The organism is Lientehia hominis (assembly GCF_021044755.1).
GTDB lineage: Bacteria > Bacillota > Clostridia > Lachnospirales > Lachnospiraceae > Lientehia > Lientehia hominis.
In genome coordinates this window covers 181,440-193,260 of sequence record NZ_JAJNOR010000001.1, presented here as the reverse complement: position 1 = coordinate 193,260, position 11,821 = coordinate 181,440, and the positions used below count along the sequence as shown (strand labels likewise).

At 49.2% G+C, this 11,821-nt stretch carries 12 protein-coding genes; 11 read left to right on the top strand and 1 reads right to left on the bottom strand.

All coding sequences use genetic code 11. The features are described from left to right. The first annotated feature begins 14 nt into the window (after nt 1-14). The 9 genes from LQE92_RS00875 (at nt 15) to LQE92_RS00835 (ending at nt 8,584) form a co-directional block, all read left to right on the top strand. The gene (locus LQE92_RS00875) at nt 15-917 is read left to right on the top strand and encodes a DUF5685 family protein (RefSeq protein WP_231061129.1); all 903 of its coding nucleotides are present in this window, start codon (nt 15-17) and stop codon (nt 915-917) included. 1 nt (nt 918) lies between these two features. Beyond that, nucleotides 919-1,635: a J domain-containing protein gene (locus LQE92_RS00870; RefSeq protein WP_231061128.1), complete on the top strand. Its 717-nt coding sequence runs from the start codon at nt 919-921 to the stop codon at nt 1,633-1,635. A gap of 57 nt (nt 1,636-1,692) precedes the next feature. Then, nucleotides 1,693-2,094, top strand: a complete 402-nt coding sequence (locus LQE92_RS00865) for a VOC family protein (protein WP_231061127.1) — start codon at nt 1,693-1,695, stop codon at nt 2,092-2,094. 306 nt (nt 2,095-2,400) lie between these two features. After that, nucleotides 2,401-3,855: an acyl-CoA carboxylase subunit beta gene (locus LQE92_RS00860; RefSeq protein ID WP_231061126.1), complete on the top strand. Its 1,455-nt coding sequence runs from the start codon at nt 2,401-2,403 to the stop codon at nt 3,853-3,855. Nucleotides 3,856-3,870: 15 nt separating this feature from the next. Further along, on the top strand, nt 3,871-4,197 hold the full coding sequence (locus LQE92_RS00855; RefSeq protein WP_231061125.1) for an OadG family transporter subunit: 327 nt from the start codon (nt 3,871-3,873) through the stop codon (nt 4,195-4,197). A 25-nt stretch (nt 4,198-4,222) separates the two neighbouring features. Further along, nucleotides 4,223-4,600, top strand: a complete 378-nt coding sequence (locus LQE92_RS00850; protein WP_231061124.1) for a biotin/lipoyl-containing protein — start codon at nt 4,223-4,225, stop codon at nt 4,598-4,600. Nucleotides 4,601-4,663: 63 nt separating this feature from the next. Beyond that, on the top strand, nt 4,664-5,788 hold the full coding sequence (locus tag LQE92_RS00845; RefSeq protein ID WP_231061123.1) for a sodium ion-translocating decarboxylase subunit beta: 1,125 nt from the start codon (nt 4,664-4,666) through the stop codon (nt 5,786-5,788). A gap of 23 nt (nt 5,789-5,811) precedes the next feature. Continuing rightward, complete coding sequence (locus LQE92_RS00840; RefSeq protein ID WP_147595747.1) at nt 5,812-7,224, top strand: oxaloacetate decarboxylase subunit alpha; 1,413 nt, start codon at nt 5,812-5,814, stop codon at nt 7,222-7,224. A gap of 88 nt (nt 7,225-7,312) precedes the next feature. Further along, nucleotides 7,313-8,584, top strand: a complete 1,272-nt coding sequence (locus LQE92_RS00835; protein ID WP_231061848.1) for a M16 family metallopeptidase — start codon at nt 7,313-7,315, stop codon at nt 8,582-8,584. Nucleotides 8,585-8,586: 2 nt separating this feature from the next. On the opposite strand, the gene LQE92_RS00830 is transcribed toward LQE92_RS00835, so the two are convergent. Next, nucleotides 8,587-9,693 (bottom strand): DUF362 domain-containing protein, encoded by a 1,107-nt coding sequence (locus LQE92_RS00830; protein WP_231061122.1) that lies wholly within the window; start codon nt 9,691-9,693, stop codon nt 8,587-8,589. A gap of 135 nt (nt 9,694-9,828) precedes the next feature. Here LQE92_RS00830 and LQE92_RS00825 point away from each other — a divergent pair, with 135 nt between their 5' ends. Both LQE92_RS00825 and cmk read left to right on the top strand, forming a co-directional pair. Then, a complete protein-coding gene (locus LQE92_RS00825; protein ID WP_231061121.1) occupies nt 9,829-11,124 on the top strand; it encodes a BaiN/RdsA family NAD(P)/FAD-dependent oxidoreductase in 1,296 nt (431 codons plus the stop codon). Between the two features lie 23 nt (nt 11,125-11,147). Continuing rightward, entirely contained in the window at nt 11,148-11,816 is a 669-nt protein-coding gene (gene cmk, locus LQE92_RS00820) for a (d)CMP kinase (protein ID WP_231061120.1), read from the top strand. The last annotated feature ends 5 nt before the right edge of the window (nt 11,817-11,821 follow it).

Sequence of the window (11,821 nt, the reverse complement as noted above, 5' to 3'; positions counted from 1 at the left end):
TCTCAGGATGTGCTATGATAAAAACAACAAAAGCATGTTGCTATGGAACAGTAGACGATGATACGAGAGAGGGTGTGCATATGTTCGGATACGTGACGATCAATAAGCCGGAGCTTAAGATCAAGGATTTTCAGCGGTATCAGGGATATTACTGCGGACTGTGCAGGAGTCTTCGCATGCGGTACGGATTTACGGGACAGCTGGCTCTAAATTATGATATGGTATTTTTAGCGGCGCTTCTCACAGGGCTTTACGAAGGCGGAGAGTTCTTGTCCATGAGAAGATGCGCTCTTCACCCGACAGCAAAGCATATGTCAATTCAGAATCCTTATATTGACTATGCGGCGGATATGACGGTCCTTCTGACTTATCACAATCTGCTGGATGACTGGATGGACGACCGAAATGTGGGTTGTCTGGCGGCGGCCCGGATTCTGAAGAAGGACTGTGCGTCTTTAAGGGAAAAATATCCGCGTCAGTGGAACTCCATGGTGGAATATCTGAAGAAGCTTCATGCCTATGAGGAAAAGAAGGGAAAAAGCCTGGATACGGCAGCGAGGTTCACCGGAGAAATGCTGGGAGAGCTGCTTGTTTTTAAAGAAGATGAGTGGGCCGCTTCTCTGAGACGAATCGGATTTTATCTGGGTAAATTCATATATTTAATGGATGCGTATGAGGATCTGGAGGAAGACGAAAAGAAGGACCGGTATAATCCTCTCCGGGAAATGAAAGAAAAGGAAGAGTTTGATGTCTGGTGCGGCCAGGTTCTGACCATGATGATGGCGGAATGCTCCAGGGAATTTGAGCGCCTGCCTATTTTAAAGGATATTGATATTTTACGGAATATATTGTATGCTGGTGTATGGACAAAGTACGATATCATAAAAAAGAAGAGAGCAGAAAGAACGGGAGAATAGCATGGACCCTTATAAAGTGCTGGGAGTGGATTCCTCGGCATCCGATGAAGATATAAAAAAAGCATATAGGAATCTGAGCAGGAAATACCACCCGGATTCCAATGTAAACAGTGCCCATCCGGAGATTGCCGAGGCGAAGTTCAAAGAGGTTCAGCAGGCTTATGAGATCATCATGAAGCAGAGGCAGAACGGAGGGAGCGAGAGCTTTGATTCGGGAGGCTACGGCGGAGGTACCTATGGGGGACGGGAATACCAGGATCCCTTCGGTGGATTTGGCGGTTTCGGCGGTTTTGGCGGCTTCGGTGGTTTCGGAGGCGCTTACGGCGGTAACAGCCAGCGTCAGAACACTTATCAGAGTGAAACGGACAGCCATCTCCGGGCTGCCGCCAATTATATCAATTCTGCGCATTATAAGGAAGCGCTCAACGTATTGTCGGGAATCAGCAATCGGAATGGGACCTGGTATTATTACCATGCTGCTGCCAATTCAGGACTGGGAAATAATATTGAGGCCATGGAGTCGGCGAAAAAAGCGGTGGAGCTGGAGCCGGACAACCAGCAGTTCCGCACACTGCTCAACCAGCTGCAGTCTGGAGGGAGCTGGTATCAGTCCATGGGAGAAGGCTATGGGCGGAGTATGGGCGGCGCCAGTAATTGGTGCTGTCAGATAATCGCGCTGAATGCCATATTAAATCTGTGCTGCTGCCGGCCTTTCTGATCTTATGGATACGAGTGTGGCAGGTTTATTTTGTTCATGCCGAAGGGAGGAAGGGATATGAATCCGGTCATCAAAGGAATTCATCATGTGGGTATCAAGCCTGCCAGAAAAGATTTTGAAAAAGTGACGGCGTTTTACACCGGCTTATTGGAGCTTGACCTGGAAAGAAGCTGGATAAAGGAAGGTGCACGGGGGGCGATGGTGTCTGCCGGAGGAGGCAGTTTTATAGAAATCATAGAAGTGGATGACGATGCCGCTTTATCACCAAACAGATCTGTCCATTTGGCCTTTCATGTGTTTGATACGGACGAGATGATATCCCGGGTACGGAGTGCGGGATATGAGATTCTTGTGGAGCCGAAGAATGTCTGTCTTCCGTCCGAGCCTCCTTATTCCATACGGGTAGGATTTTGCAGGGGACCGGCGGGCGAAGAGATCGAGTTTTTCTGTGAGCAGTGAAAGTGCCCGGACGGAACGGGCTTTTTTGTGAACTCATGCGATATAGGACTGCTGCGCGGTTTCTGCGCTGCGAGAACGGCACAGCTTCGGCTGATGCCGTTTTTTTACTCTATGGGAGAGTTCTTTGAACTTCTCATTACTTAAGTTTGTATTTCGAAACATAGAAAGTGTTATTTCTTTGTGATAAGCTCCTAAATTGTGACAAAACTCTTAAATAATTCTTGATAATTTATTGCCTTTAAGATATAATTAAAATCGGCAGAAAATTGTTTTACTTTTAAATAAATGAAAATGGAGGACTGCAAAATGAGTAATTTATCAACAGGAAAAGCAAGCGAGAGAATCGCTGGCTTACTTGACGCTCAGAGCTTCGTGGAAATCGGCAGTTATGTAACAGCCCGAAGCACTGATTTTAATTTGCCGGAAAAAGAGACGCCGGCAGATGGCGTTATTACCGGTTACGGTACGATCGACGGTAATCTGGTGTATGTGTACAGCCAGGACGCTTCCGTGCTCGGCGGTTCCATGGGCGAGATGCATGCGAAAAAGATTTCCAATGTATACGCTCTGGCTATGAAGATGGGAGCCCCGGTCATCGGCCTCGTTGACTGTGCCGGACTCAGGCTTCAGGAAGGAACAGACGCCCTGCAGGCATTTGGAGAACTTTATAAAAATCAGACGGATGCGTCCGGCGTGATTCCTCAGATTACAGCTGTTTTCGGAACCTGCGGCGGCGGTATGGGCGTAGTTCCGGCCCTTACAGATTTTACGTTCATGGAGAAAGAGAAGGCCAGACTGTTTGTAAACGCTCCCAATGCGCTGGACGGTAATACTGTATCAAAATGCGATACGGCGTCAGCGGCTTATCAGAGTGAAGCAATCGGCTCTGTGGATGTTGCGGCGGCGGAGTCTGAAATTTTCGAAGAGATCAGGACCCTTATTTCTGTTTTGCCCGCAAACAATGAGGACGATATGTCTTATGATGAGTGTACAGATGACTTAAACCGCGTATGTGACGGACTTGAAAACTGTGCGGGAGATACCTCCATTGCCCTGTCCATGATTTCAGACGACAATTTCTTCTTCGAGACCAAGAGAGAATACGCAAAGGAAATGGTCACCGGTTTTATCCGCCTGAACGGCACCACAGTAGGTGCGGTAGCAAACCGTTCCGAGATTTGTGATGAAGAGGGAAAAGCCGTCTCGACCTTTGATAATGTGCTGACAAGCGCCGGCTGCAGAAAGGCTGCAGAATTCGTGGAGTTCTGCGACGCATTCAGCATTCCGGTTCTGACACTTACCAATGTAAAGGGTTATAAAGCTGATATGCACCAGGAAAGGAAGATCGCGAAAGCGGTGGCAGATATGACTTATGCGTTTGCCAATGCTACAGTGGCAAAAGTAAATGTGATCGTAGGGGCCGCCTATGGGAGCGCTTATGTCGCGATGAACAGCAAATCCATCGGTGCAGATGTCGTGTTCGCATGGCCGGAAGCTTCCGTCGGTATGATGGATGCCACCAGCGCTGCAAGGATCATCTATGCAGATGAGATTGAAAAAGCAGACAACGGGGCTGCGCTTTTGGCAGAAAAAGCCAAGGCATACGCAGAGCTCCAGTCCAGCGCGCTGTCCGCGGCGAAGAGAGGCTATGTGGACAATATCATCGATGCTCAGGATACAAGGAAATATGTGATCGGCGCATTTGAGATGCTTTTCACCAAAAGGGAAGAGCGCCCGGCCAAAAAACACGGAACAGTCTAAAAATGAGGTGAGCATATGAACTTAAGTTATATTTTTGCAGACGCCCTTTCCAATACGCTTCTCGGTATGGGGACAGTGTTCGTCGTACTGATCATCATCATCCTGGTGATCATGCTGATGAGCAAATGTGTCCGTTCTTATGAGAACAGAGGAAAAGAGGCATTGGAAGCACCGAAGGCAGCGGCCCCGGTTATGCCGGCTGCGCCTGCGGAAGAGGAAGAAGTTACGGATGATCTGGAATTAGTAGCGGTTATCACTGCGGCTGTGGCGGCATCTGCGGGAACTTCCACCGATGGTTTTGTGGTACGCTCCATCAAGAGAGCACAGCATAGAAATTGGTAAAATAAGAATTCAGGAGGAAATGATAATGAAAAATTATACAATTACAGTAAATGGCGTGGCATATGATGTGACAGTGGAAGAAGCGGGCGCAGGCAGCGCGCCGGCAGCGGCTCCCAAGGCGGCTCCGAAAGCAGCTCCCAAGGCGGCTCCTGCAGCGGCTCCGAAAGCAGCACCGGCAGGCGGCGCGGGCAGCATTCAGGTAAAAGCAGGTGCGGCCGGAAAGGTCTTCAAGGTGGAAGCCAGCGTGGGACAGGCGGTAAAAGCAGGAGATCCTGTCGTTGTCATTGAGGCGATGAAGATGGAGATTCCCGTTGTGGCACCGGAAGACGGCACCGTAGCCAGCATTGACGTGGCAGTCGGCGACGAGATCGCGGCAGGCGCAGTTCTGGCGACCCTGAACTAATCACTCATTTCCATTGTTTCTGGAAACGAATTCATCTTACAATGCGAAATGGGAGGTAGCGCAATGAATATTTTAGATACGTTAGGGAACCTGCTGGGGCAGACTGCGTTCTTAGGCCTCGAATGGGGAAACTACCTGATGATTGTAGTTGCCTGCGTGTTCCTTTATCTGGCGGTCGCGAAAGGGTTTGAACCCCTTCTTCTCGTTCCGATTGCCTTTGGTATGTTGCTCGTTAATATTTATCCGCCGATCATGGAAGAAGGAGGACTTCTGAACTACTTCTTCAAGCTGGATGAGTGGGCGATCCTGCCGTCCCTGATTTTCATGGGGGTAGGCGCGCAGACAGATTTTGGCCCGCTGATCGCAAATCCAAAGAGCTTCCTTTTGGGAGCGGCTGCTCAGTTTGGTATTTATGCGGCGTATATCGGCGCGATGCTTCTTGGCTTTGGTGACAAAGCGGCTGCAGCCATCGCTATCATCGGCGGTGCCGACGGCCCTACGTCTATCTTCCTGGCCAACAAGCTGGGACAGCAGGCGATTCTCGGACCGATCGCAGTAGCGGCGTATTCCTATATGTCCTTAGTGCCGATCATACAGCCGCCTATCATGAAGCTCCTGACTACAGAGAAAGAGCGGAAGATCAAGATGGAACAGCTTCGTCCGGTATCCAAACTGGAGAAGATTCTGTTCCCGGTCATCGTAACTATCGTTGTCTGCATGATCCTGCCTTCTACGGCGCCGCTGGTCGGTATGCTGATGCTCGGCAACCTGTTTAAAGAATCCGGCGTGGTAAGACAGCTGACAGAGACTGCTTCCAATGCCATGATGTATATCGTAGTCATCCTGCTTGGTACTTCCGTTGGCGCGACCACGAGTGCGTCGGCGTTCCTTAATGTGGCTACTTTAAAAATCGTCCTACTGGGACTGATCGCGTTTGCGTTCGGTACAGCGTCCGGTGTGCTTCTCGGCAAGCTTATGAGTAAGCTCTCCGGTGGCAAGATCAATCCGCTCATCGGCTCTGCCGGTGTATCCGCAGTTCCGATGGCTGCCCGTGTATCCCAGAAGGTTGGCGCTGAAGCAGACCCGACTAACTTCCTGTTAATGCACGCCATGGGCCCCAACGTAGCAGGTGTTATCGGTACGGCAGTGGCTGCCGGTACTTTTATGGCAGTATTCGGTGTGAAATAATAGAGAAGACAGGAGGAAATAACATGTCAGAAGTAGTGAAAAAACCGGTAAAAATTACCGAGACTATATTGCGTGACGCTCATCAGAGCCTGATCGCGACAAGAATGACCACGGAGCAGATGCTTCCCATCGTTGACAAAATGGATAAGATCGGCTATCATGCCGTAGAATGCTGGGGCGGCGCCACCTTTGATGCCAGCCTTCGGTTCCTGAAGGAAGATCCCTGGGAAAGGCTCCGGAAATTAAGAGACGGATTTAAGAATACTAAACTGCAGATGCTGTTCCGCGGGCAGAACATCCTGGGATACCGCCATTACGCAGACGATGTAGTGGAATATTTTGTACAGAAATCCATAGCTAACGGTATTGATATCATTCGTATTTTTGACTGCCTGAACGATATCCGCAACTTAGAGTGTGCAGTCAAGGCGGCTGTCAAAGAAAAAGGCCATGCACAGGTAGCTCTTTCCTATACGCTTGGAGAGGCATATACGCTGGATTACTGGATGGATATCGCAAAGAGAATTGAAGATATGGGCGCACATTCCATCTGTATCAAGGATATGGCCGGTCTTCTGGTACCTGCAAAAGCGACTGAGCTGGTTCAGGCGCTTAAGTCCGCTACTACTCTGCCCATTGACCTGCATACCCATTATACTTCCGGTGTTGCTTCCATGACTTATATGAAAGCGGTAGAAGCCGGTTGTGATATCATTGATACGGCAATGTCACCTCTGGCAATGGGCACGAGCCAGCCGGCGACCGAGGTCATGGTTGAGGCATTTAAGGATACTCCTTATGATACCGGACTGGATCTGAATAAGCTGTCTGAGATTGCCGATTATTTCACGCCGATCCGGGAGGAAGCACTTAAGAGCGGCCTTCTGAATCCCAAGGTTTTAGGAGTAAATGTAAAGACCCTGATGTATCAGGTACCTGGCGGTATGCTCAGCAATCTGCTTTCCCAGTTAAAAGATCAGGGAGCAGAGGACAAATACCGGGAAGTTCTGGAGGAAGTTCCGAGAGTGAGGAAAGACTTTGGAGAGCCCCCTCTGGTTACTCCTTCCAGCCAGATCGTAGGTACTCAGGCCGTTCTCAATGTTCTGATGGGAGAGCGCTATAAGGTAGCTACGAAGGAATCCAAGGCTCTGCTGCGCGGTGAATACGGTCAGACCGTTAAGCCTATGAATCCCGACGTGATCAAGAAATGCATTGGTGACGAGAAGAGGATTACCTGCCGCCCTGCCGATCTGATCGAGAATGAGCTGGATAAGATTGAAGCGGAAATGTCTCAGTGGAAGGAGCAGGATGAGGATGTTCTCTCCTATGCTCTGTTCCCTCAGGTTGCCGTTGACTTCTTTAAATACAGAGAAGCGCAGAAGAGCAAGGTTGACCCTGCTGTTGCAGATACGGACAATAAGGCATATCCTGTGTAAGCGTTAAATGAATTTTGCAAGAAAGGCCTGGCGTGATATACGGCAGGCCTTTTATTAGTAAAAAGTAGATTTAGGAGAACTGAGATTGATGGAACAATGTATGCTGACGAAAAACGGGATACCGGTCTATTCTTATCCAAATCAGCATCTGCACAGCTTCTGCCTGTGCATGTATGTGAAAGCAGGCTCCATGTACGAAAAAAAGCAGGAGAACGGTATCGCGCATTTTTATGAGCATGTAGTCATCCGCAACATCAACAGCCTGATGAAGGGGCAGTTTTATAAGATTCTGGACAGGCTCGGTCTTTCATTCAATGGCGCGACCTATAAAGAATTTGTACAATTCAGTATTAGCGGCGCTGCAGAACATTGGAATGAGGCCGCAGAGATATTTGTGAAGCTGTTTGAACCACTGATTTTATCGGAAGAGGAAGTTGCGACTGAGCGTAAGCGGGTCAAGGCGGAGATTCGGGAATGTGAGAAGAAGAAGTCTGCAGAACGGCAGATGGAACGGACTGTTTGGAAGGGGACATCCCTGACACAGACCATTGCGGGAAAGAAGAAGAATCTGGAGCGGACAGGAAAGAAAGCGTTGTCTGAGTATCGGAAGCAGTTTTTGTCGGCGGGGAATCTTTTTTTGTATGTGACTGGACGGTGCAGCCAGGAGAATCTGGGGTATCTGCGGAGCCTCCTGGAACAGAGCGAATGGTATGAAGCTGGGACAAAACGGATGAATCTGGCCCCGGTTCCGGAGAGTTTTTTTCACAGGAGCATAAAGCCTGTTTTAATAAAAGGCGGGGAGACAGAGCTGGCGGTATCCTTTGATGTGGACACATCCAGGTATACCGATGCGATGCTGTGTCTGTTTTATGATATGCTGTTCGTGGGGGATTACTGCCGTATGTATCAGGAGCTTTCGGAGAAGACCGGATACATATACAGTTATGATGACCGGTTTGAACGCTATAAAAATCTGGGCAGTCTGCAGCTTAGCTATGAGGTTTCTTCCGGAAAGCTTATAAAAGCCTTTCAGAAAACGATGGAGGTCTTTCGGGAGATGAAGCATTCTCCTGGCAGCCTGGAATACGTCAGGGCGATTTATGTGGACAACGGGGATATGGCGTTGGACGATGCCGATGATTTCAACTGGAACCGGGCATATGACTGTCATATATTGGACGAAGAATATCCGGATATCGAAAGGAAAAAAGAAGCGTTTCAAAGAGTGACAGAAAAGGATATGGCGCGGATGGCCAGAGAGATATTCCGTCCGGAGAACATGGTGACGGTGATAAAAGGGAGTAAAAAGAAAATTCCCATGGAAAAGATAAAAGGGCTTATCCAGACCCTGGCTGAATGAGATTAATCATTCAGCCAGTTTTTTTTCAGAAATTCAAGCATATCGTTGGCTTTCGGAGGGCAGCCTTTTAAAGAATGGCAGAATTTTTCGGTGCAGCGGCCGATGCCGACAGATCCAGATCGATCCTGGCAGCCCTGTCCGATGGCAATCGGTGAATCCTTAAGCTGTTTTTTCAGGAGACCGGCTTCATCCAGCCGGTTCAGGGCGTGGATCAAAGAGCCGTAGCAGGCGCTGCAGGCATTTTCAGGAGAGATGTATTGGGCCAAAGCTGCCACCCGTCTGGACGGTTTCGGAGAAAAATCAGGTTCAGAGGGCTGGTTCAGCATATGGATATCTGCCCGCGAAAGGTCGGAAGAACCGACTCCAAGCTTTTCCGCCATATGGATATAAGGAACCTCTTCTGTGGAAAAACCCATGGTGTCGCATACAAAGGCATCACAGAGCACCGGGTCTGCGAAACCGAGGATACGGTCCATGGGAACCGGATTTCCGCCCTCTTCAAAATCCAGATCTCCGCATATATTGTCTACCAGGATAAAATCGTTTCTTGCAATGGTGTTTAAATGAGCAATAGGCTTATGCAGTCCGAGAGTATGGAAACGCCGCTTTTCACAGTTGGGTATGACTCCCTTATTGTTCTTCAGCGCGCAGGTGATCGTAGTCTGGCAGTGTCCCTTCAGCACAGGCATATTGATCACGAAATCCGAGGAAGCGGCTGTGTCGCACAGCTTTATTTTCATGCCGGCCGCGTCATATTCCTGAAATCTGTCTTTTTGGAGATCAATGAGCGGAATACCGTAAAGTTTTGAGATTCTGTCATAGCCGGCTGCGTGGAAGGCACGTTCTGTACTGTCTCCGACCCAGGAGCCTTCCATAATACGGATATGGGAAAACCCCTGTTCTTTTAAATATTCGATGGTGCCGTCCAGAAGCTCTGCATGAGTGGTGGCTCCTGAAGAAGGAGATTTGGACACCGCCAGATTGGGCTTGAGGCTAATGACAGCTTCTCTGTTTCTGATCATGCCGGCCAGGTCCGCCGCATGCAGCAGTGATTTGGTCATCTCCCGGTAATCAGAGCCGTGAATCATGAAAACATCGTTCTTTTTCATTGGGAATCCTCCTTCTGTATTTCTTTTATTTTAGCGGAATCCGAATAGAATTACAAGCGCAGGAAGAACTGTTTGACGGGATTCCTCTTTTGAAATATAATTAATAGCATCTGTGTACGGACAGGAGGGCTTTGTATGAAAAGGATCATAGTAGTTGGAGGCGGCGCGGCAGGCATGATGGCAGCCATTGGAGCGGCAGAAAAAAAGAATCGGGTGATTCTTTTGGAGAAAAATGAAAAGCTGGGAAAAAAGCTTTTCATTACCGGGAAAGGGCGCTGCAATGTGACAAATGACTGTGATGTGGAAACTCTTTTGTCTCATGTGGTCTCTAATTCTAAATTTTTGTACAGCGCTTTTTATGGTTTTTCCAGTCAGGACATGAAGCACTTTCTGGAAACGCGCGGTCTCAGACTGAAGACGGAGCGGGGGAATCGGGTGTTTCCGTCATCTGACCATTCTTCCGATGTGATCGCCTGCCTGGAAAGGGAGCTGAAGAGGCTTAAGGCGGAGGTGAGGCTGCAGGAGGCCGTAAAAGAGATTGTCATAGAAGACACGGAGGTAGAAGCCGGGGCAGGGAATAAGAAGTTAAAGAGGATAAAAGGGGTCTTGACAGAACGAGGAGAATTCTGCGGGGCGGACGCGGTGATCTTGGCTACAGGAGGTTTGTCCTATGCCTCAACCGGGTCCACGGGAGACGGATACAGGTTTGCCTGCGCCGCCGGTCATACGATCACAGAGCTTACGCCGGCCTTGGTACCTTTTAATGCGGGGGAGGAATGGGTCAAAGAACTTCAGGGACTTTCTCTGAAGAATGTCAGCCTGAAAATCAGCAGCGGGAAAAAGGTGCTGTATGAAGCGTTCGGAGAGATGCTGTTCACCCATTATGGGGTCAGCGGACCGGCTGTTCTCAGCGGAAGCAGTATTGTGACCAGACAGATTCGGAAAGCTCCCCTTCTTTTGAGCATCGATCTGAAGCCCTCCCTCTCCAGAGAACAGCTTGACCATCGGATTTTGAGGGATTTTGGGGAAACAAAGAACCGGCAGTTTAAAAATTCTCTGGGAAGCCTCTATCCTTCCAAATTGATTCCTGTTATAATAAAAAGAAGCGGGATTTCCGGAGACAAAAGGGTTAATGAGATTTCCCGGGAGGAACGGGAGGAGCTTGTCAGTCTCACGAAAGCATTTACCGTTACGCTTACCGGACTTCGCGACTATAAAGAGGCAATCATCACGCAGGGCGGGGTGAAGGTGCGTGAGATCGATCCCGCCACAATGGAATCCCGGCTTGTCGGGGGACTGTATTTTGCCGGCGAAATGCTGGATCTGGATGCGGTGACCGGAGGATATAATCTTCAGATAGCCTGGTCAACGGGATATGCGGCGGGACGAAGTGCCGGCGGGCAGGGCCAGGCAGCCGGTCTAAATGAATAGAGCAGTGAGAAAGGATAAGGCATATGAGTATCAACATTGCCATTGACGGGCCCGCAGGGGCCGGAAAGAGTACTATTGCAAAGCTGGTGGCGAAGAAGCTCGGTTTTGTTTATGTGGATACGGGCGCCATGTACCGCGCCATGGGGATATATTTTATGAAAAAGGGGATTTCGCCGGACGATGAAGCCTCCATTGGAAAAGCCTGTGGGGATGTGGATATTTCCATCGTATATGAGGATGGAGTCCAACAGGTATTCTTAAACAGAGAAAATGTGACTGGACTTTTGCGGACAGAAGACGCGGGGAAGATGGCTTCCGCCGTGTCCGGATATCTGTCGGTGAGAGAAAAACTGGTGGAGCTGCAGCAGAAGCTGGCCGCGTCGGAGAATGTGGTGATGGACGGAAGAGATATCGGAACTGTCGTGCTTCCGAAGGCGGATCTGAAGGTTTATCTGACCGCAAGTGTGGAAACAAGAGCAAAAAGAAGATTTCTGGAATTGACAGAAAAGGGGATTCCCTGTAATATAAAAGAAATTGAAAAAGATATAGAAGAAAGAGACTACCGGGATATGCACCGCGAGAACTCTCCTCTCAGGAGGGCGGAGGATGCTGTCTATCTGGATTCTTCTGATATGGACATCAATCAGGTGGCGGAAGAGATACTGGAAAAATTAAAAAGCAAAGAAGGTTAGGCATT